23 protein-coding genes are annotated in these 21,913 nt (G+C 36.6%); 6 read left to right on the forward strand and 17 right to left on the reverse strand.

Translation table 11 applies throughout. The features are described from left to right. Positions 1-132: 132 nt before the first annotated feature. From AC1DVK_RS06560 to AC1DVK_RS06575, 4 genes are read right to left on the reverse strand one after another with little or no spacing between them, the layout of a single operon-like run. Positions 133-1,233, reverse strand: a complete 1,101-nt coding sequence (locus AC1DVK_RS06560) for a GerAB/ArcD/ProY family transporter (RefSeq protein ID WP_289320968.1) — start codon at positions 1,231-1,233, stop codon at positions 133-135. A 56-nt stretch (positions 1,234-1,289) separates the two neighbouring features. After that, positions 1,290-1,481: a hypothetical protein gene (locus AC1DVK_RS06565; RefSeq protein WP_477626078.1), complete on the reverse strand. Its 192-nt coding sequence runs from the start codon at positions 1,479-1,481 to the stop codon at positions 1,290-1,292. 26 nt (positions 1,482-1,507) lie between these two features. Beyond that, entirely contained in the window at positions 1,508-2,752 is a 1,245-nt protein-coding gene (locus tag AC1DVK_RS06570; RefSeq protein WP_427087640.1) for a Ger(x)C family spore germination protein, read from the reverse strand. Then, entirely contained in the window at positions 2,749-4,341 is a 1,593-nt protein-coding gene (locus tag AC1DVK_RS06575; RefSeq protein ID WP_477626079.1) for a spore germination protein, read from the reverse strand. Before AC1DVK_RS06575 ends, AC1DVK_RS06570 begins: the two co-directional genes overlap by 4 nt. Positions 4,342-4,719: 378 nt before the next feature. On the opposite strand from AC1DVK_RS06575, the gene AC1DVK_RS06580 reads away from it, so the two are divergent. Next, a complete protein-coding gene (locus tag AC1DVK_RS06580; protein WP_477626080.1) occupies positions 4,720-6,786 on the forward strand; it encodes a Na+/H+ antiporter in 2,067 nt (688 codons plus the stop codon). A gap of 412 nt (positions 6,787-7,198) precedes the next feature. Here AC1DVK_RS06580 and AC1DVK_RS06585 read toward each other — a convergent pair whose 3' ends face one another. Next, positions 7,199-7,684, reverse strand: coding sequence for a PaaI family thioesterase (locus AC1DVK_RS06585; RefSeq protein WP_410861352.1), 486 nt, complete (start codon positions 7,682-7,684; stop codon positions 7,199-7,201). A 414-nt stretch (positions 7,685-8,098) separates the two neighbouring features. On the opposite strand from AC1DVK_RS06585, the gene AC1DVK_RS06590 reads away from it, so the two are divergent. After that, on the forward strand, positions 8,099-8,296 hold the full coding sequence (locus AC1DVK_RS06590; protein ID WP_477626081.1) for a hypothetical protein: 198 nt from the start codon (positions 8,099-8,101) through the stop codon (positions 8,294-8,296). 46 nt (positions 8,297-8,342) lie between these two features. Here the strand turns inward: AC1DVK_RS06590 and AC1DVK_RS06595 are convergent, their stop codons facing one another. Together AC1DVK_RS06595 and AC1DVK_RS06600 are read right to left on the reverse strand one after the other, a co-directional pair. Further along, on the reverse strand, positions 8,343-8,891 hold the full coding sequence (locus AC1DVK_RS06595) for an SMI1/KNR4 family protein (RefSeq protein ID WP_477626082.1): 549 nt from the start codon (positions 8,889-8,891) through the stop codon (positions 8,343-8,345). A gap of 23 nt (positions 8,892-8,914) precedes the next feature. Beyond that, positions 8,915-9,883, reverse strand: coding sequence for an HNH endonuclease signature motif containing protein (locus tag AC1DVK_RS06600; protein WP_477626083.1), 969 nt, complete (start codon positions 9,881-9,883; stop codon positions 8,915-8,917). A gap of 322 nt (positions 9,884-10,205) precedes the next feature. Between AC1DVK_RS06600 and AC1DVK_RS06605 the strand changes: the two genes are divergently transcribed. The 3 genes from AC1DVK_RS06605 (at position 10,206) to AC1DVK_RS06615 (ending at position 11,907) form a co-directional block, all read left to right on the forward strand. Beyond that, positions 10,206-11,114, forward strand: coding sequence for a hypothetical protein (locus AC1DVK_RS06605; protein WP_477626084.1), 909 nt, complete (start codon positions 10,206-10,208; stop codon positions 11,112-11,114). A 345-nt stretch (positions 11,115-11,459) separates the two neighbouring features. Then, positions 11,460-11,732 (forward strand): YesK family protein, encoded by a 273-nt coding sequence (locus tag AC1DVK_RS06610; RefSeq protein WP_477626085.1) that lies wholly within the window; start codon positions 11,460-11,462, stop codon positions 11,730-11,732. 40 nt (positions 11,733-11,772) lie between these two features. Further along, positions 11,773-11,907, forward strand: a complete 135-nt coding sequence (locus AC1DVK_RS06615) for a hypothetical protein (protein ID WP_477626086.1) — start codon at positions 11,773-11,775, stop codon at positions 11,905-11,907. Positions 11,908-12,441: 534 nt separating this feature from the next. On the opposite strand, the gene AC1DVK_RS06620 is transcribed toward AC1DVK_RS06615, so the two are convergent. Genes AC1DVK_RS06620 through AC1DVK_RS06630 form a run of 3 tightly spaced genes read right to left on the reverse strand, consistent with a single transcriptional unit; the run spans position 12,442 to position 15,802 of the window. Then, positions 12,442-14,235 carry a glycosyltransferase family protein gene (locus AC1DVK_RS06620; protein WP_477626087.1) on the reverse strand — a complete coding sequence of 598 codons (1,794 nt, stop codon included), beginning with the start codon at positions 14,233-14,235 and terminating at the stop codon, positions 12,442-12,444. 38 nt (positions 14,236-14,273) lie between these two features. Next, positions 14,274-14,597 carry a hypothetical protein gene (locus AC1DVK_RS06625; RefSeq protein ID WP_089363520.1) on the reverse strand — a complete coding sequence of 108 codons (324 nt, stop codon included), beginning with the start codon at positions 14,595-14,597 and terminating at the stop codon, positions 14,274-14,276. A gap of 20 nt (positions 14,598-14,617) precedes the next feature. Beyond that, positions 14,618-15,802 carry a glycosyltransferase family 4 protein gene (locus AC1DVK_RS06630; protein ID WP_477626088.1) on the reverse strand — a complete coding sequence of 395 codons (1,185 nt, stop codon included), beginning with the start codon at positions 15,800-15,802 and terminating at the stop codon, positions 14,618-14,620. Positions 15,803-16,696: 894 nt separating this feature from the next. Between AC1DVK_RS06630 and AC1DVK_RS06635 the strand changes: the two genes are divergently transcribed. Next, positions 16,697-17,368 (forward strand): DUF4915 domain-containing protein, encoded by a 672-nt coding sequence (locus tag AC1DVK_RS06635; protein WP_477626089.1) that lies wholly within the window; start codon positions 16,697-16,699, stop codon positions 17,366-17,368. 146 nt (positions 17,369-17,514) lie between these two features. On the opposite strand, the gene AC1DVK_RS06640 is transcribed toward AC1DVK_RS06635, so the two are convergent. The 7 genes from AC1DVK_RS06640 to AC1DVK_RS06670 all read right to left on the reverse strand — a co-directional run bounded on the left by AC1DVK_RS06640 (position 17,515) and on the right by AC1DVK_RS06670 (position 21,898). Continuing rightward, the gene (locus AC1DVK_RS06640) at positions 17,515-18,018 is read right to left on the reverse strand and encodes a GNAT family N-acetyltransferase (RefSeq protein ID WP_477626090.1); all 504 of its coding nucleotides are present in this window, start codon (positions 18,016-18,018) and stop codon (positions 17,515-17,517) included. Positions 18,019-18,169: 151 nt separating this feature from the next. Beyond that, on the reverse strand, positions 18,170-18,739 hold the full coding sequence (locus tag AC1DVK_RS06645; protein WP_477626091.1) for a YdhK family protein: 570 nt from the start codon (positions 18,737-18,739) through the stop codon (positions 18,170-18,172). A gap of 322 nt (positions 18,740-19,061) precedes the next feature. After that, positions 19,062-19,679 (reverse strand): hypothetical protein, encoded by a 618-nt coding sequence (locus AC1DVK_RS06650; RefSeq protein WP_089363515.1) that lies wholly within the window; start codon positions 19,677-19,679, stop codon positions 19,062-19,064. Between the two features lie 60 nt (positions 19,680-19,739). Continuing rightward, positions 19,740-19,976 (reverse strand): hypothetical protein, encoded by a 237-nt coding sequence (locus AC1DVK_RS06655; protein ID WP_061461780.1) that lies wholly within the window; start codon positions 19,974-19,976, stop codon positions 19,740-19,742. A 161-nt stretch (positions 19,977-20,137) separates the two neighbouring features. Further along, positions 20,138-20,905, reverse strand: a complete 768-nt coding sequence (locus tag AC1DVK_RS06660) for an arylamine N-acetyltransferase family protein (RefSeq protein WP_410861372.1) — start codon at positions 20,903-20,905, stop codon at positions 20,138-20,140. A 143-nt stretch (positions 20,906-21,048) separates the two neighbouring features. Further along, the gene (locus tag AC1DVK_RS06665; protein ID WP_410861374.1) at positions 21,049-21,336 is read right to left on the reverse strand and encodes a zinc-binding dehydrogenase; all 288 of its coding nucleotides are present in this window, start codon (positions 21,334-21,336) and stop codon (positions 21,049-21,051) included. Positions 21,337-21,511: 175 nt separating this feature from the next. Next, positions 21,512-21,898, reverse strand: coding sequence for a hypothetical protein (locus AC1DVK_RS06670; protein WP_477626092.1), 387 nt, complete (start codon positions 21,896-21,898; stop codon positions 21,512-21,514). Positions 21,899-21,913: the final 15 nt, after the last annotated feature.

Raw genomic sequence — 21,913 nt, forward strand, 5'->3', positions numbered from 1 at the left:
ATTTACTTTTTCATAAACTCTTCAAAGGGCTAAAAAAAGAGATGCAATCCATTCAGTTAGTCCTGCCCTCTGCGCGAGTACGAACATAGATAGCACCTTTTTGATAGGATATTTAGCATAAAAAATGCCCAGTTAGCTGGTTTCGGTTCCTTTACGATTTCTTTTCCTTACAACAGCAATCACCAACAATAACAGAGGAATAATCGTTTGCATCAAAATTCCTTGTAAAGGGAAGACGTTAGTATCATTACGACTGACATCCATAGAGCTAGGCAACGACCACAAACTGAATATGACAATCAAGATCCCTATCGGCCATACAACAGGACGATAGTCGGAGAGATTCAGCCACTGCGCTGTACCTAAAGCAGATACATAATAAAAAACGGAAATTTTCACAAACGCCCCCACTATCCATACCGCCATGACGGCGGACTCTACATGTTCAAAAAAGTCGGCCAAACTGATGTATCGAGATACATTCATCAGGGGGTAAAGTTTTGTGGATGTGGTTGACCCAAGTACAAATAGAACCATAAGATTCACCACAATTAACGTCATCATCACGGTAAACACAGTCATCATCCCTGATTTCATCCCTTTTTTCATATCTGCCAAGAAAGGGAGAAGAAAAATGATCAGGAAAAACTCGCTGAACCATCCACCCGGTACAATCGCACCCTTGATTGGGGGCATTATACCATCCCCCAATACCGGGAATATATTCTTAAATTCGAGATCAGGAATCAGCAAGAGGATTAAGATAAAGATTGGAAAAATGAAAACAGGTACAAACAATTCAGCAGCTCGCCCCAACACTTCTATTCCCCCGCGTACGATGAACGCACACAGAATCACCATCGATATCATGATCACACTAATCGGGGTACGTACCAGAAAAGAGCCGACAACAAATTCTGCGTAGGATCTAAGGATTAGCCCCGTGTTCTGGATATAAAAAAACAAGAGTAAAAAACCGAAAATTTTCCCCAGAATCCGACCAATGATCTTTTCAGTGAATTGGATCACCGTTTGTTTTGGATAAAGTTGGTGCAGTTTATAAGCGATATACACCGTCAAATACCCTATGAGCGCAGCAAAAATGGGGGAGAGCCATAAATCAGTTTTGGCATATTTCGCTGTGATGCTGGGAACACCGAGAATAGCCGTTGCCACAATCGCCGGATACAACATGAATGCCATCTGCAGAGATGAAATTTTCCCTTTCTCCATCTGCTTCCTCCTTTCTTAATAGAATGAAATTAATCCCGCAACACCCACTAATAAACTCACTTTTCCATAAACTCTGCAAATGGCCTGAAAAGAGTCTCCACCCATTGAGTGGGCCCTGACATCTGTGGGAGATTGAACATGGACAGAACCAAGCCAGTGAGGAGCAGTGTAACAAATGCCACTTTATCTTTTTTAGGATTTTTTTTCATTTTCGGCCATTCATACAAAATGATTAGAATTACAATCACGGTTGTACACAAAAAAGGCCCCCATCTCACTTGTCCTTCACCTCATTTTCAGATAAACCTGCCGGTTTGTTAATATAGCCCTGTCTTCGAATATAGGCCATAACATCGATTTCCACTTCCATTTCCGCGAATATCTCCTCCCAGTGGTTTTCGACCTTATTAAACTGTTTAGGATATTTCCTATAGAAATCTTTACCTAACCCTAAAATGTCCGATTTCTTATGCTGAGTATTCAGAAAAGCCAGCTCGATGCGTTTTTCTATATCTTTTTGATAGGCTCGTTCTGCCATTTTTAAAGATTTTGGACTTGAAAGGTCTAAATTCGTTCCATTTTGTATAACAGCTCCTTCTGTATTTACCTTCACCAACAATTTCCATTTGTCATTGATAATTTGCGGAATGATCTTGACTTTGGCTGTCACTGGATTTAAAGAAATCTCCCCTTTCACACCTTTTGGTTGTAAGGTCACGGTATATGATTCTATTTCATCCCTTAACCACAATAGCCCTCTAGTTTCCTTTTCAGTTATCGTTCCAGTCATTTTATCTTTTTTGAACACGGCTGATCCGACAATGTAAGGAATCCCCTGTAATTTCGTTTGCCCTTTCCCTGGAGGTAATATTTTAATGAATGGAATTACGGCCGCTTGAGGCTTACCCGTTAACATTTCATCTAAATCCTGTAGTGTGACCAGCATCCCGATATGTAAATCAGATAGTTCTCTAAGCACTTCCCCTGAATAGTTTTCCAGGGGCGGCAAAGATTCAAGGATAGGCTTTGCTTTCCCTTTGCTTACATACACATTTGCTTTCTCTCTTGGCTGCGGATGGCGCAGCAAAAAATCCAGCTGCTCTTGAACTCCTTCCTTCGCTAACTTTTCACCGAATACAAATACTTTACAATGTCCCCAAAATACTTTTCGCGGAAGCTTGCTTTGAAGCCTAGACAATGCATCTGAAATATTGGAGCCTTTTTCAGATCTCACCAATGTCGTAACCCCACCCCCTCCTTGACTGGACCCTCCTTGACCTCCTCCGCTACTTATTGAACTTGGAATAAAGACTTGGACGGATAGTTCGATTTGATTATCATCCTTCTTATCGATGGCGGCTGCTGTGACAACCGCCAAATCAGTGATTTCCACTCGATCCCAACAACCGCTTAGAAAAGGGGTCGTTCCACAAATACCGAGCAAAAGAAGGACGCTTTTCATGAAATGACGCCTTTTTCCTTTCTCCAATATCCTTTTTCGCCTCCAGCTATTATTCACTCCGTTTCACTCCCCCTTTTTGGATTTGGTTTCTGTTCCGGGGCTTGACGGTATACATTAGAATCCCCTGTGAGACGCGGGCGTGAATCCATCATCCACCAAGGGGCTCTCCACAGCACATCTTTCAGCTCTTTACCTTTTAACGGTGCCAGTGGCGCTAAGTATGGAACGCCAAAGGAACGTAAGCTGCATAAGTGAATGACTATGGCGATGATCCCCATCATGATGCCAAGCAGTCCTAAGGTACCGGCAAGCAGCATCATTGGAAAACGCAGCATCCGGAAAGCAATTCCGGCAATATAACGAGGCATCATAAAAGAAGCGATTCCCGTAATTGCAACCACAATGACCATTGGCGCTGAAACCAAGCCCGCTTGTACGGAAGCTTGACCAATCACTAGCGCTCCAACAATGCTGACGGCAGAACCTACCTGCTTCGGCAATCGAACCCCTGCCTCTCTTAGTGCTTCAAACGTAATTTCCATAGCCAATGCCTCTACTATTGCAGGAAAAGGGACCGATTCCCGTGATGCTGCTACGCTTAGCAGGAGGGCGGTTGGGACCGCCTCATGATGGAACGTCAAAATAGCAACATAAAGTGAAGGAAGCAAAAGAGATAATCCCATAAAAAAATAACGCAACCAACGGATAAAAGTGCCTGCCATAAAACGTTGAGCATAATCCTCTTGTGATTGAATCAAAGAAAAGAAGGATATTGGTGCAATTAAAGTAAATGGGGTTCCTTCTACAAGAATGACAGCTCGTCCCTCCAGCAAACTAGAACAGGCTACATCCGGCCGTTCTGTCGACATGATCTGAGGGAAAGGTGAAAACGGATTGTCCTCAATCATTTCCTCGATGTACTCGCTTTCTAAAATACCGTCTATTTTAATTCGTTCCAACCGAGTTGTAATCTCTTCAATCAGTGTTTTATCCGCAAGTCCATCAATATAAGCAATTGAAACATTCGTCCTGGTAAGAGTTCCGATCTTCATCGATTGTATTTTAAGGGCAGGACTTTTAATAATACGTCGCAATTGGGACGTATTTACCTCTAGCGATTCAATAAATCCCTCTCGCGACCCCCTAACTCCACTCTCTGCCACAGGTTCTTCAATCGCTCGCTTTTCCCATTTGGACAATCCTAAAGAAAATCCATCGCTTCCCCCTTCATATAGAAGGATCGGGTTTCCAGAGGAAATCGATTCAATGCAATCCGCCAGCATATTCACTTTTACCACTTTAGGAACGGGCATTTTATGTTCAATAAACTCATTTAATGGTTGTGGTTCTTTTGATGACTCTTGCATGAGTGAAGATAGCACATATTGCTCTATCGCTTCGATGTCTGAGAGTCCCGCAATGTAAATGAGCATCGCCCGCGTCTTTCCGAAAAGTAAGAACGAGCGAAACATGACATCCGAGCAATTATGATAAACAGAACGAAGTGTTTCTACATTTTGACTGAAATTCGCATCAAGTGAATCTGCAGGCTTGGAATCTAGGTAATCATTTTGCACCAGGGATTTTTTTTCTTTCTTTTTTCTTAACAATTTGCCAACATTACGAATCAAGCTGGTTACCCCCATTTTTTTGCAGGTCGCTCTAACTCCATTTTTCTATGTTTCTTCATTAAGGGTATTTTATACAGAAAATCCTGATTCCAGCATGAACTTATATTTAGAAGAATTAAAAAGCTATGTTATAAACTGATATTGAATAAACCGTAAACTCTTGTGATATCCTGTTTGTAATTAATGACTAAGGGGTATATCAAAAACCGAGACTACATATTAGTGAAAAATACTGTCTCTGTTTAAGTATGGATTTTGACCAAGATATGCAAGACCATAAAGAAGATACTTTTTAAAGGATGGATAATCGCTTTAAAATACCTCTGCATTTTTATCTTTTTATAGTAGTTTCATGGACACTCAGAGTAAAACATTAGAAGATAGGGGGATTCTATGTCATTCTTAATCGCTTTGCTCGGATTATTGGTTGCCACAATAATTGCAACCATCTTGAATGCCATATGGCCTCGTATTCCGCTTCCAATATATCAGATAGTCATGGGAGCAGTGCTTTCATTATTGCCATTTCACTTATCTTTGGATTTTCATTCAGAATTATTTATGATTTGTGTTATTGCTCCGCTGCTCTTTACAGAAGGGAAAAATACGTCCCGTAAGGAAATGCTTGAATTGCACAAGCCTATTCTGTTATTGGCTTTTGGGTTAGTATTCGTGACCGTTTTTGCAGGAGGGTTTTTCATCCACTGGTTAATACCGGATATGCCGATTGCTGTCGCTTTTGCTTTAGCAGCCACAATTACCCCTACAGATGCTGTAGCCGTACAATCGATTACAAAAGGATTGAAATTGCCCGGAAATATGATGCCCATCCTTGAAGGTGAATCACTTTTCAATGATGCTGCCGGAATCGTTGCTTTTAAAGTTGCCTTGGCAGCTGCCTTAACTGGAGTATTTTCTATAAAAGATGCTTCGCTTCATTTTATATTTGTGGCTTTAGGCGGAATCATTATAGGTTTCCTATTGGGCTATTTAATCGTTAAATTACGATTATTTTTACGGGTTCATGGACTTGAAGAAATCTCCATGTCCATTGTTATTGAACTGATTACGCCTTTTGCCATATATATGGTAGCTGAAGAATTCCATGTATCCGGCATCTTGGCAGTGGTTGCTGCAGGTGTAATTCATGGCATCGAGCGGGACCGCCTTCAGAGTTCCACAACTAAATTGCAAATTGTATCAACTAATACATGGTCTGTATTAGGTTATGTTTTGAATGGACTTGTATTTGCCTTGCTAGGATTCATGGTGCCGATTGTTTATCTGGAAATTGAGCCCGGCTTAAATAGGGGTAATCTTTTTGGGATAAGTGTTTTGATCGTTCTTTTATTATTGGTGATCCGTTTTATTTGGGTATACATTCTGCATGATACTTTTACGAAAAACAGAGTGAATCCATTAGAGCAATTCATCATGTCAAGGGTTCATCCAGAAGATAGCCATGACACCGATGAGGAAAATGTTTCAAGATCACGATTTGCCTTCTTGACATCCGTTAGCGGCATTCATGGAACCATTACATTGGCTACCGCTTTATCCATACCATATTTTATATCGGATGACACTTTATTCCCGATGCGTAATACTGTCTTGTTCATCGCAGCGTGCGTTATTTTGTTAAGCGTCATATTGGCTACGGTTCTCTTGCCGATACTAGTAAAGACAACTACTGAATATAAAGATGAACATCTTACCACTGAGGAAGCTTATAAAATTGTGTTGAATAAAACAATCAATCATTTGAGCAAAGAAGCAACTATTGATAATCAGAAAGCTGTGCATCAAGTGATGGAAGATTTAAATGAGCAACTGATAGATTTAGAGCGGGGAATAACAAATAGACCGGATAATCGGACAATACGCGAATTAGTGGAGCTAGGGGCCAATGAGGAATTGGAAGTCGTTTCTGGATTAGTCGAAAAAGGGATTATATCTGAAACAGCCTTTGAGCTTTATAAAGTGTATATTTCAAGAACGTTAAATTATATGCAAAAATCATCGCTGCAAAGAGCTTGGATCAATTTGCAGGCAATCCTTTTCAAGAAAAAACTCAATGTCAAATGGGATAAAAAATGGGAAGCGAAATTGGAGAACTCCATCGTTAAAAACGCGGACCTAATCCGGGAGTTCCGTAAAGCACAAAAAGAAGCTTCAAAGGAAGCTATTTCATTAATCAAACAACAAACTACACCAGAAAACCGTCATGAAGTAATGCTTGTCATTCAAAGATATAATCGTTATTTGAATCCATTCGGAACATTAAGTGAAAAAGAAGCACATTGCTTCGAAGAGATGGTGAGTCATTTTCAATTGAATGCGATGCAAATAGAACGTGATATCATTCAGCAAATGGTTGAAGAGGAGCAAATATCCACACAAACAGCAACTGAGCTTAGACAAAACTTAATCTATGATGAAATGCTAATGATCCAAAATTGATAAAATATAAAGACACCGATACAGCAGGAAGCGGTGTCTCTTTAGTAAATAAACATTTAATCTAATTGAACAATCCATTGTGTCCTCTCAATTTCTTCTTTTATCAATTCCGTTGAAAGATGCCCCGGATCAGCTTAACTCATCCAAGTTGAAAATCACTTAGTAGGAAAATCGCACAAACTGATTACCTGGAAGACATGCTGCTTTCTTCTTTCCTGCCAACAAATCATGGTCTTTTCTTATCCTTAAAGCGCTCCATCTTTTCCTGCACTTCTGATTCCATTCATGGTTATGGATATGCTTGAAATGGATACTCAGATACACTAAATAACCGTCCAACTAGTTGGACGGTCCCTTTGCAAAATCTTAATTCCCTTTTGAATGCGTTTAATGACCTTTTCCAAGAGTTCGATCACTCTTTGCTTGTAAAAGTGCTTGGCATCACAACAGCGATAACTTCTCCACGGGCGCAAAGTTTATCGATGGCAAAAACCTCTGTTTCGATTCTCCATTTCTTAGGATGAATCTCATGAATTGTCCCAATGGCCATTAATGGTACATCATTGGGAGTTGGCTTTACGAACTCCACTTTCAGTGAAGCTGTCACAAACCTAGGAGGCTCCACTCCATCTCCAGCTTCATGACCATTTTTACGATGCAATGCAATAGCAGCTGAACCTGTTCCATGACAATCAATTAACGATGCAATCAAGCCGCCATAAACAAAGCCTGGAATTGCGATATGCTCTGGACGTGGTGTATAAATTGTCCTTGTTTGCTCGCCTTGCCAACCCGTTCGAAAATGATGACCATCTTTATTTAACCGACCACATCCATAACACCATGCAAATGCATCTGGGTAATCATCTTGAATCGCTTTTAACACTTTCTCCTCCATTTTACCTCCCCCTTTTTCAGAATATTATAACACCAACGAAGGATAATGGGTCAATTTGGACATTCCCTGACAAGTTCTTGGCGAAGCTGAAATTGTTTATTTCTATAATTTAATTTTAGACCGTGATGTGTATATGAATGGTCAGAAAGAATTAATAAAAAAATGCGAAATGAGTGATGCATTAAATTACCTGGTAGCTATCAAAGTATTGAGATTTTTGATGCTGGCCGTATCCATATTGTCCATCAAGCCAGGTATTTCTCTGGTTTTTATTTATCTGCATCACTCTTTCAACTAAATTCATATTATGTTGAAAGAGTGAATTTCAATATTTGTCCCCTCTTTTTCAAAATGTGACACAAAAGTGATGTCTTTCCATGCTATGCTTTTAACAAACGAATAAGGAGCTGTAATATGATTAAAAAATATGCTGTCATTTTACTTGCTGGATTAATCTTAATTGGTTGTTCTTCTCAATCGAACGTAAAGGCATCTAAAGAAAAGACATCTATAAAAGATTCTGAGCTAAATGATCCCGCAGACTCTTTTATTTACGAAACAAACAAAACCAAACATAAACAAACAGTGATACTTGAATTCGAGTCGAAATAATATTAAAAAGAGCGACTGCATTTAATTAGCAATCGCTCTTTTTTGTTTACCTAGTTCTATAGTAGTTTTCAGCTGTGTATATAGGCCAGCTCCAAAACGCTTCACCTTGTGAAATAATGTAGCGGTCTAAAAATATTTCAAAATTAAGATTTAGAGATGAAAGGTCTGTAAACTCCAAAATATTAAGGTAATTTGGATCCCCACTCTTTAGTTTTTCTGTATCCAGTATGAGATAACAATCATTTAACAGATGTGCAATTGGAATCCCATGTTCACTTAAATATTCAATTTCTTGATATTCTTTTATTTCGTCCAAGCTAAATATTTCTAGACCATCGCCTAGTTTTTCACCGTCTTCTTCAATTGACTCATATATTCTTGCTCCATTATGGAGTGCTAGAAACGCCTTGTAGTCTTCAGGAAGTTTGATACTATTTTCATTTTCAAACTTTTCAATTTCAGCTGTACAAGCTTCGGAATTAAAAGAACAAGTTATATCTCTAACTTCCCCTTCGTATGATATTATTTTCATTTGGTCGTTGTTGTTCAATAATTTTTTAAGTCCAGATAACGTGTTTAGTACGAAATGGCTCAAATGACTTATCCCTCCAAATCAAATTAATATGCTCTCCACCAAGGAGTAACTTCTTTTATATGAAAGTCTTTAGGTAGAGCAAATAGGTTGGACATCGAATTTGTTCCACCATATTCTAATGGCTTTTCATGATGTACGTGAATCTGCGACCAATCCCATTTTGGATCTCCATATTCTTTAATATACCACTTTTTATATGTAACATTTAGTCCACTCTTTCTTTTTGTCCTGTCCTTTAGTGGTACTACCGGCATATTAGCTTTTGTAGGAATCCACATAGATGTATTATTGTCTAAATTTGTGATCTCAGGATAGGGTACTGTCTTTTTATTAACTAATACCTCTTTTGTTACTCCTTCATTAGTCTTTGTCCCAACACCATTCCATCCCACCGTAGTTTTATGATGGCTTTGGTAAAAATGCGTAGTTTTATTATTGTAAGTCTTAGATGTTTTTTTACCAACTTTTAACTCTGAACCTGTCCACTCCGTATCAAATTTGTCTACTAATCTATACTTGCCATACTGATCATAACTTCTGTAAAGTTTTCCACCAGTCCATATAGCAACTGGTTTCTGTCCAGTCATAGCATCAATTCTTGACGACATCGTAATAGTTCCTTTATTACCATCATATACGGTTTCGTGGGCCACTCTCACGAAATTAACTGGTTGTTTAGCTTTAGCTGTAATTCCTTTATTATTTGAATTAAACTGTCCCTTTTTAGTATAAATAGTATTTTTCTTCTGATTTTTAAAATACTCTTTCTTTACTAATTTTTGAATTTCACGAGATTCTTTAGCACTTAAGCTTCGCGTTATACCATTCTTGTTTACTGCAAGGTCTTCATATACTGTCTCCTTAACTACTTCTGGGCTAGATACCTTAAAACCCTGATTAGTGGCAGCGCTAGCGCTATCTCCACCTATAAATGGAAAGAACATACTTAAAACAAAAACAAATACTAACAAAACTCCGGTGAACTTCTTCAACTTTATCATACTCCTTTTTGTAAATATTTTCTAACAATGTATATATTACTGTAAAATATTCCTATTTTCCTCTGATTTCGATAAAATAAATTATATTAAAAGTGAATTTTTATGAAGGGATTTGTAAATTTTTGTAGAATGTCTTTGATAAATTCAAAGATAGATTGCTCATTCACACCCTCTTTTTAACCATAGACAACTGACATAAATCTGTTGTCTATCAAATAAATAATTTTTGATTTTTAATAAGAATAAAATTCTTCCATTATATTATAGGTGCTATTATATAGTTATTGGAAAAATTTAAATTTTGAGGTGTGATATGTCTAACGATGTTAAAAAAAATCAATCAATCAAAATGAATTACGATGAATTAGTTACACCCATTATGATATTCGCAATGGTCTCACCTTTTTTTGGGTATTTCATGGTTAAATTATTTGGTATATCCTTTGATAAGGTTGGCACATACGGAGATTTTATAGGCGGTTCTACCGTTCCTTTTTTAACAACTATTACGATACTATATATTTACCAAACAAATAACTTACAAAGGGAGCAACTTAAGATACAGAAAAGTGAATTCTCTTTACTTCAACAAGAAATGGAAAGCACAAAAGAGGCTTTGCAAGACCAAAGTAAAACTACTAAAATGCAGAGATTTGAAAACTCATTTTTGATTCAGATTCAAGAGTTAAGGGATGTAAAAAAAGAAATAGTGGCGGAGTATAATACCACCTCTTGGGGGAGAACAGCCTATACGACGTATAAAGCTGTAATGTCAAAGTATCAAGACGAATTTTATACGAAATTGCATCAGAAAATCGAAACATCGGGTGATGACTTGTTTTCAATTAGTGAGAAAGAAAACAAAAAAGAATATTATAAGTTTTATGGCGAACTTATGTCCGAAGCTATTGATGAAAGTGACATACATAGTAAAGAATCAATACAAAATTTCTTATATCTTATCAACAATTGTTTGCAACTCATTTATCATTATAAAAATATTATGGATGAATGGGAAAAAACATTCTACTTAACATCCCTGTATAAAGAAATAACTAAAGAAACAATTAATTTAGTAATATTTGAAATGTGTCTGCATGGTCCTAATAATTCCATTATTAGAGAACTAAACTTTGAACAATTTGCTGATAGGACACATATTAAAAGTACTAGAGTAGATTTTCGACTGATTAATTATGTATTGAATCAAGAATCCGATTAATTATTTTTAGAAAGCTTGAGACAAAAATAATGGCTCTCTTCTGCATTATTCAAATAGACAATACATTTATGCAATTAGTCACAATACAAGTTTGCATATTCATCATCAAAAGGTTTTATTAAGAATGTAAGTTACCTCACAAGTTTTACCTTCACACCTCCCGTGAATCCAACTTGATTAAACCTACCTTTACCTTAGTTCGACATTTTATTTTCCTCCCTCACACATAGAAGAAGGCAGCCACCCCCGGCTGTCTTTTTCATATTTCAAATTAACCAAGAAATTTTTTACCTATTCTGGTATTATTTGCATATGAAGCATATGAACTTTGAGGAGGTTACAAAAATGATGTTGGGAGCTCCATTTCTTATTGCATGTGTTCCAGGGATAGTGGCAATACTTTTATCTTTGTGGTTTAGGAAATTAAACCTCTCTTTATTTGTAAGGCTATTACCAGGTATATTAACCGTTATAACTTCAATTATTTTGTTTTACATTGGTTTTGTGAACATTAGAGGGTTTGAAGGAGCTGGATATGGAATACTGGCTTTCTTTTTACTTCCCTTTGCAGTTGTGGCTTCGATTATTGCAAGTAAAAACAAAGGTGTGCAAAGCTAGAATTTTGTTCGGATAAACTATGAAAGTAGGAATATATACAATGACTAAAACCAATAAGAAAACAATTGGTGAAATGACAAATAGCCGGATGCGTTGGGCGTTTGACCCCTCAACTCGTGTTATAAACAAAAAAGGCAAAGGTTCTTATAACCGAAAAAAAGAGCAATCCTACTAAGGATGCTCTTATTTTTTTCTTATTCGATTATTTCTTCATGGCGGTAAGGTGCTCAATTTCTCTTAAGATAGGTACTTGATTCCCTGCTGTTTTTAGTATTGTTTTTACATATACAGCTTGCAGCGGTTGGAATATATCTGTTGAAAAATTAAACTTCTCAGAAAGGCCTTCATCAAAATATAGTTCATGTTTGGGCCGTGTAATCATTAAACGTAGGATAACCAATCGGTGTTGATATATTCGGTGAACCTACATTACCGAAGCGGCGGTCTAGTGAAAACGTCGTACAGAACTCTGCTATGTCTTGTGAATACTGTTGGTACTCAAATATGACATCCTGGCACCCATTACGGAACCAGTACGGCTGCTTACTTTGATTTGCAGCTCTGTGATCTCTCTCTTAGGGAAAGAGAATACTAGCATGGAAAAGGGTTGATTATTAATGGTAATCTCGTGGACGCATTGCTTTCTGGACGTATCAACAACAAGGATGACGAAGCATTTTTCTACTAAGTCAGTTGCAGGCTTCCCTTTTTAAAAGTTAAGCCTTTTTCTTAAATCCCAATACTTAAATGTCATTTTACCCATTTTCGATTTCGAAAGTGAATCGTATTTACGTCCAAGTGCCAGGTTTTGTTTTTCTAACTTGGTGATTTTTTTAAGTTGAGCTTCGTTCAGTTTTTTTAATTGCTTTACTTGTTTAACAAATTCTTTATTTTTCACTTTCAAATCATTGTTTTTATTTTCAACAATGATCCGGTCTTTTATTGGAATTTCCATGTCTTTTGGTTTTAATTTAGGAGTGCCATTGGTTTCATATCCTATAGTTTTTAGATATGGCAAGTTATTTTGAAAATCTTGTTCAAAGCTTCCAACACTTTTATGGATTTGGAGGAAAGTAAAACACCCTGCTTTTTCTGCTGAAATGATTTGACCATATCCTGATAGTTTAAAAAGTTTTTCGCCCCGTTTTACTTCTTCAGGTATGTTTTTCACTATACAGGTAAAAACTTCCTCAACATTAAAATCTGCCGGCAATTTTTTTATCTGATTTGATGGTACATGCTTTTTCAGTTCATCAAAGTCATCTTCATCAATATAAAAATACACATTTCCGCTTTGATTCACATAATCAGTTATACGTCTACTCCATAATAGCCCCTGCAATCTTTTTAATGCTTCCGAAAACAAAAACTGCCTGCTAACTTGATACATTCGTTTTGCCGCAAACTCATATATATCCTTATTGTATAAAGCTAATTTGACTGCGCTACGGAAGTCCTTCTCTGTAACAGCATATAACGGGTAATCTTCGCCAAAAAGCTTGATATGCATTTTTGTTGGATTCATTATTACAGCCTTTCTTAATATTCCATACTCCAATAACTTTGTAGACAGTTCCAGACTGCTGTCCATTTCCTCACTTCTCCAGGTTATCCCAATATCACCGTTCACTATTAACTGTTGGGCATTCTCCCTTGTCAATGCCCCATACCATGTAAGCCCTTCTGTATTTTTAAGCAGGTATTCCGCTTCTTCCTTAAACTGTGAATCATCTTTAACCCATTTGAATTTATCCCCTGCGATATCAAGTGAAAGATTCGGAATCTCGCGTTTTAATTCTTTAAAGGCAGTAATGATAGGAATGGTCTTCCAATCAGGGTCGAACTTGCCTGTATACACAAGTTTGTGTTTTAAACGGGTCTCCCCTCCTGCTGATTCAACATTTGGTATCATCGGGGTAAGCAGGGAAACTTTGTTTTTGTCTTTATTCAAATTAAGAGTCTCAATTACAAATTCGCACATTTCCTCTGTTTGACATAAGAAATACGCACATTGATCATATATATTTTTAATGCTCCCAAATTTTTCTTCATCAACATCCTGACCTATATGAGTCAAGCCTGTAGCATAAACTAATGTATTCTTTATGATATGCTTATGCTTTACTATTCTTTCAACAGTCTCAATACTTCTAACAAATAGCCAATCATATTCCTTTTGACTCCAATAATGAGAAATGAGCATTTCAGCTATATCAAAATCAATGACCCCTTTTTTTACCCATTCAGCATCGGTGGCAGTAAAAAAGGGATCAACAAAAGGATTTAGAATGGTTATATTATCAAATTTCTCAAGAGGTTGAATCAAGATATCGCGTTTGACCGGGCTTGCTAATAGTAAATCAACCTCGATGTTAGAGTCTAACGCAATGGTCGATGCTAAGGAAGATAAAAATATTGCAGATCCATCCATTGAATTCATGTCAATAAAGCCAAATAGAAGTACCTTCAATTTTCCTTTTTCCACTAGTTCATATGCTTTCAAAGTTTTCACTCCAATGACTGAAATTTGATATGAAAATTTTATTTTTTTATTTGTTCTTTAATAGATGATTTAAGTGCAAGATATTTTAACGTGAATTTCCCTGCATATGTAACGTTGAATTTGTGTTCTAATAACTTAAGTCTCCGTATCTCTTTGTTAAGTTTAATATTTTCTTTTTGGGCTACCTTACTTTTTTCTAATTCTGCTCGCAACATATTATTTTCTTTTGTAACGTTCTCAATAATGTTTTGTTTTTCCGTGTTATTGCTCTCTATGAGCTCCAATGTCATCGACATCATGTCTTTCATTTGCAATTCAAGTTCTTCATACATAGTTTTCCAATATTCGTTTCGTTCGTCCATATTGAAAAAACCCCCCTCCATTAACCTTGGATAAGCTCCAATTCTCTTTTAATAACAACATCTACGGCGCATTTATCCCGAATCGACTGCGATGCTTGTTTTGACACTCTTAAAAATACGTCCGAGTTGTAATATAAACGCTCTATTGCATCCGCAATATCGATAGGGGTCTCAGGTTTTGTAAGAAGGCCAGAAACGTCGTGTTTAACGAATTCCGGAATTGCCGTGATATCTGTTGAAATCGGCACTAGCCCACTGGACATGGCCTCGCACATTGAAACACCTTGAGAGTCCAAACGGGTTGGGCAAAGGAAAATTCCATACTCCTTATGTAATGCAGCGATTCGCTCTTGAGATATGAAGCCTTTATGGATAGTTACATTCTCAAAATTCCGGATTGGCCCAACGGTTTGGTCGAACAATTTTCCATCACCATAAAAAGCAAATTCCAACTTATCGAAGCATGGTCTCTTTGATAGTTCCAGCACTGCTTTCACCGATAAATCATTTGCATATTTTCGTGAGGCGTATGGCCTGATTGAAAGGACTTTTGTCCGCATTTCAACTGGTTTTTCTACAAAGGCGAACAGATTGTCATCTATTACATTGGGAATGATTACAGAATTTTTCGAGTCTGCTCTCGCGTCACATTCCGCTATATGTTCTTTGAACCATTTAGAAATATGAACAAAGGTAGTATTCAATTCATTCGTTTGATAAAACCAATTCATAAAAGTAAGCTGTTCTACATAATAGTCGTCCGACATTTCAAGTATCTTCCGTAAGCTTTCAGGGCTGTCAAGAAAATTAAACCATCTTCTATGCCATGCCTCAGTTTCAAATCCATGTATCCATGTGATAATCGGTAAATCCGAGCTTGTTTCTTTTATCGCTTGTACCATTTTTGGATTAACAAAATGAATGAGTGCTTTTTTATGTACTTTATGATTTAAGAAAATGCGCAGATGCTGTTCAGTTCCTCGATAAACTGGCACATCTTCATACGTATACTTTTCTGCTTTTTTATAGGCAGGATGCAAAACAAAGACATCAACCTTCAAACCCTCATCCAGATAAGCCTTGACTCTTCGATGGATGAACCCATTCCGATATAACTGCTCTTCATGTGGATAAGCATTCGTAATGATTATATATCTATCTTTTTCACTAAATGTAAGCTCATTTAGATTTATAGATTGCTCCATTTTTGTTCACTCCTACTAGTCAGTCAGTCATCTTCAATCAGCCTGCTTACTCATCTGCAAATGAAAGATTTTTAGAAGACCCTTTTCCAATTTCTTTTTAAAACCGTTAATCGATTATACCAAACATGTATTACCGAATATTGACATCAATATGAGAAATCTGTAAATAAAAGTAAAGTTTTCATGAACTTTTATATGTTTTTGTAAAGGAAATGGACAAAACCGTACACTTTACTTCAGTAATGACATGGGATTGAGCTAATTATCAGTATTGGCATGAAGAAAGGATGGCATTGTAAACCAGCAAAAATAAAGAAGAACGATTCTAGAATCGCCCCTCATACATATAAACTATTGTATTTTTTGTGATTACAGTAGGCAGTATTCTGAAGCTATCAATGAGGAAATTACTTAAGATTAATGACATTGGAGAACATTGGCCCCTGATACTTATGCAAATATTTTTTTAAATATGCTAAAGAACTTGGGAGTGTAGAGCATAAAGCCTATTTCAAAACGAATACAAATTTATAAACTTATATAAAAAGAATAATGGTTTACACCACACTATTATGTTTTCCAAACTACATTTATATATATGGTGCTATTAAAAAAATCCACTATTATCCTCGATAGCTTGTCTATACCATTTTTAAAAAAATTCATACTTTATAAGAAAAGGAATTGTCCCAAAAAGGAGGTGCGACATTACATGATACCCATAGATGATTGTAAATTATTAATTTCATGCTGCAATCATAAAGGTGCTCTTTATTTAGTCCAATTTAAACACCAAGAATATGAAATAAAAAAGGTTTTAAATGTTGGTGCACAGGTATTACAAAATACGGCAGCTCTTTTGTCGTACTTTCAAATTCTCATGGAATCTTTATTTTGGATGAAAACTTAAAGGTTATAAAGAATAAAGCTTTATCTACAGAATTAGATTTACATGGTATAGCAATAGACAATGATAAAGCTTATATTATTGAAACCAAAACTAACTCAATTGGTGTTTATAATTTGGAAAACAATTTGGAGAGAATTGATGAAATTAGATTTTCATCTGAAAATGACGATGTTTGCCATGTCAACGATTTGTATATCGTAAATGATAAGTTATATGTATCAATGTTCTCAAATCCTCCAAGGAAAAATTTGCTCTCTTTCACAAGTTATTTCCCTAATAAAACAATCCCCAAAGGTGTGATTCTAGAATATTCTTTACAGGAAAGAAAAGTGGTTAAGATTTGTTATGATAAATTACTTCAACCTCACAGTGTACTTCATTATGATGATAAAATTTATTATTGTGTTTCAGGTGAATTCCTAGTAAAAAGAAATGAGGAAGATATTTTTAAATGCCTTGGTTATACTCGGGGTTTGGCAGTCAGAAATCAAACGATGTTTATTGGCCAAAGTGAGAGTAGACAAATACCGGTTTTATTAAAAAAACATACAAACATATTGCTAGATTGCGGGATTTATGTTCATGATATCTCTACGAAACTTTCATCTTTTATCCATATACCGTCTGAAGAAATTTATGGAATTTTGGTTGTTTGATGAACCACATGGATTTTTCCGACGGCTATTGATGTCACTTCGTTGGGGGAGAGGCTTTACATAGCTTGGTGAACTTATGTGAAGCATAACAAACCTATTCATGACAATAGGTTAATGATACCTACCGGAAGTTATCTAAAGCTCCCTTAATCCAGAGCAAAATGGAAAATAAATTCCTCCCCATCTTCCCCGTTAAATCTGTATCCTTTGTCAACAAATCCAGCTTTTTTATATAAATTTATCGCTGGAATATTCGAATGATGCACCGTTAGAATAATCTCATTTTTATCTGGATGACTTAGTTTGATCATTTCAGGTAAAACTTTTAAAGCCTTAAAAGCTAGCCCCTTTTTCTGATGGCGTGAATCCAAGGAGAATGATTTAAGAAGAATGGCATTCTCATTACTTGTAAACTGATTTCCCGCTTTATCCGTATATAAGGCAAAACAACCAATCAAATCCTCATTTAAATATATGACCATGGGGAGGTTATATTTATCCTTCCTGAAGTCTTCGATAACTTTCAAAGGTAAAGAAGTATAGATTGCTTGTTCTATAGGTAAAGAATAGTTGATCAGTGCTGTATAATCATTTTCCATAAAAGGTCTAATATTTAATCCAGTAACCATACCTACACCACCATTTTTCAAGAACTTATAATTCTATATTAACAGATACTAAATTCACAATCCCTGCCAAACAATACTTTTCAAGAACACATATTCAAAAAAAGGAATGGATTTGTTTGCCATTCCTTTTTTCTTCTTCTGAATTGAAAGCAAGTGCAAATATGATGCTAGATCATTCAGACGCTGATAATTCACTTTCCGTTACCCATTTATGATTCTTCACTTTTTCTCCTCCTGTAGTCGGAGTGAAATCAACCATGTAAACAGTCGTTTTTTCAGCAGATTCAATTTCAGCGACTGCCCCATTCATCCCTTTCATATGAGAGGCATTTACTGTAACCTCCGCACCAGGTTCATACGCTTTTTCACCTGCATCTTTGATCTCCTCGTGAATGATCCATTTATGATTTTTCACTTTTTCTCCGCCAGTTGTAGGCGTATACGAAATTGCATAAGCAGTCGTATCATAGGCACCAACTATTGTTGCTTTTGCCCCCTTCATGCCTTCCATATGACCTGATTCGATAATTGCTTGACTTCCAACCTCATAGGTTGGATTTTCTGCAGCTTTTAATCCTTTAGGAACATCTCCTGAGCCAGAATGGTTCATTTCCATTTCACCATGTTGCTTTTCTACTTTATTATCTTTGTTTTGACCACTGCTGTTGGAACAAGCGCCGAGGGCTAAAAGTAGGGCTGTTAATAATGATAAAATGATTGGCATTTTTGTTCTTTTTTTCATCATGGATAAAACCTCCTTTTCGAGTTAAACCCACCTTACCAATTAAATATGCAGAAATTGTGGAGAACACTCGAGATCAAAGGAATGGAGCCAGACATAATTTATGATTAGTCTTCCCCTTATATGAATGTGACTGATAGCGTTAATCCTACATATCTTATGAGGTGGCAAATTAAAGGAAAGAAAAAAAGACGAACTTTTCTATCGCAAATAGAAAAATCGTCTTTCATTTTATTAAGCTAAATTGCTTAGGGTTTTAATTATCCGCAAACGCACAACTTAAATGGCTGACTCCGGACAATTCCATCATCAGTAGGATTAATCACGAGCCCTCTTTTGATTCCTCGATTTTTTGTATGATATGTGAGAGGTTCATAGAAGTTTGCTCTTTATAATCCCTGCCGATGGATTTGAATAACCCTTTCGCTATACTCCTTAATAAGATTTTGGTATGCCCATCCGGGATAATGGAATTATTAGGGAGACTTGATTCAGCTTGCGCCCCACCAATCTTATTAGCTGTTTCCTTTATAAAATCAATGATTTTTATTTCATGGATCTTCCCTTCGATAATGGTTTTATAGATAATTTGATTTCTCCAAAGCTTTAGCTCAATCCTCTGTTTAGAGTAATCGAAGAGGTCTTCGGGAATATCAGCATTGCTTATTTGAATGGAATCTTTTATGGGATACAATTTCGGGTAAGGATTGATTTTCTTTATTAAGGAATGGTCAATGGTGACCTTTTCCCGTTTTATACGAGTATTTTTCGTCTCACATAAAATCAGCATTAACTGACCTGCAATTATATTGTTGAATTCTTCTAATTCAAAGAATTCAACTAGCATTACGCTATATTCCAAAATGGTGATCGCTTCATCAAATTTTCGTTTAGTACCAGCATTTGATCTAGTAAAAACCAACCGATTCTTCCTATCCATATCCTTTTCACCCCTCTGAATCCGAATCTGAAATAGGAAAAACATCCATAATGGATGTTTTTACTTATTAGGTCTGAACTTGATCGACTCCGATTTACGATTACCTTTTTCTCCTGTATATTCAATACTAATTACATTAGCCAAGTTGATATGTTTGCCACCGGCTTGCAGCCACGTCGCATTTTGGATTAATTGCAATTTCAGGATACTATTCGCTTCATCAGAATATTGTTCATTCGTCTCTAACTCTTCTGTCTCACCGTTCACATAATAAAATTTATATTTTGCATTACTCATTTTCATCAGCCTCTTTTCAACTACTAATTCAACAAGGACTGACACTTGTCCTGCTTTCAGCAAAATTAGATTTTCCCTTTCACATCAATGAAGTCCCGAAAGTGAACATACTAATCATAAAAAGACTGTCAAGCACGCCTATGATATTCAGACCGTTTCTCTTATCTATCGAAGTGTTGTTTCATTAATTCTTTAAATCGTGTTCCATCTATTTCTTCTTTCGTCACTTTCCCATCGTCCCACTGTGTAAAGGATGTATCAGTTAAAGTGATGTTACCACCGTTTGTAAGACGGGTGATTAATGGATGCTTATTAAATGGCGATTGGGGATTTTCACTGATGATCGTTTGGATCTCATTTAGTTCCACTACATTTTCTACGGGTTTTGAAGAATCGAATGCATACCCGATTTTCCAATCGGGATCTTTATATTTCAGCTTTAACTCAAGGATATGATTCCCATGGTCGGTATTTTCCTTTTTTATCCTGAATTCACCATTTTGGGAAATGACGGTTTCTCCGTTCAACGGAACTGGTTTTAAAGGCAGGTTCCCACCAAATCCCGTATCGATTAAATATATTTGGCCCTCATGTTTCAAAAGAATGGTGACATGTGTCCTTCCTATGGTCATCCACCCTTGTTTATAGATGACACCCCGAACCAAGAATACATCAAAGTCATTTTCCAACAGGAAAAAATAAAGGGCTGTATTCAATTCATAGCATAATCCACCCTCATTCCTCACGAGGACTTTCTTCATGATATTCTCTTTATTGATATCACTCAAATGGGATGCCATGATTGATAAGTTTTCAAAAGGAATGGTTTTCGCTGTCTTATCAAGAATTTCATCTAATTTATCAAATGTCAGCTTCTCATCGTCCTGAAGCCCAATTCTTTTCCTGAATAATGCATTCAGTTCATTCATTACGATTCCCCCTTAAGTCCGACACCGAAGAAAAGTATCCTGACTCTGTAGATATTCATTATAGTTTGGCCTTCTTTCATTCGCCCATAATGTTGTTTTCTTTGGCAACCTCCTCCATTCACACACCAAGCAGCTCTCATTCTTCATGTATTCACCTGTAAGATGATTTTACCTAAGTTCTTTTTGGCTTCCATTTGTTCATGCACCCTTTTTATTTCTTCAAAAGGGAAGACATGACCTACGATTGCCCTGATTTCATTTTGGAAGAACAACGGCATGGCCTTTGAAGCGAATTCTTCCGTTAACTCTTTTTTATATTCATCACTCCGGGGAGTTAATAGATTCCCTTTTAATTGAACTCGTTTTAAGAGAGGTTCCATCAAATTCACCTTCTCGACTACAGTTCCACCTAGAATGCCTATCAGTATCATCTTCCATCAGTCCTCACGCTTTTAAGGTTTTTCTCCCAGTAAGAAGCACCGATGAAATCCAGAATGACATCCACTCCTTGATCATTTGTAGCTTTCAGCACTTCCTCATCGAAAGATTGTTTCTTACTAGTTGATACAGATATCCGCTCCTAGAGAGTGACAGAAATCCAATTTGTCATTTGAACCTGCTGTAGTGTTGATTTTCGCTTTTGTCAGTTTTTTTGCCAGTTTGATAGCTGTTAGTGCCCACACCGCTTCCGTCAGAATGAATCAATACTATTTCTTGATACGTCAATTCACCTAACCAAAACAAGGTTTGGTACGCAGCCAAGAATACTTCAGGGATCGCTGCCGCTTCCTCAAATGACAGGCTATCCGGGATCTTCATCGCTCTATCAGCTGGCATCACAGCATATTCAGCATAACCCAATTCTATATTTGCTCCTTCCCCTGTTTCCCCCACATTCCCAGAAACTTCAATCCCTAATATAGGATTGGCCATATAACCGGATTTTCCTTCTCGTGAAACAATATCTTTTCTATTTATTGCAGAGGTTTTCACCTTAATTAAAATCCT

The organism is Peribacillus sp. P4_B1 (assembly GCF_056402395.1).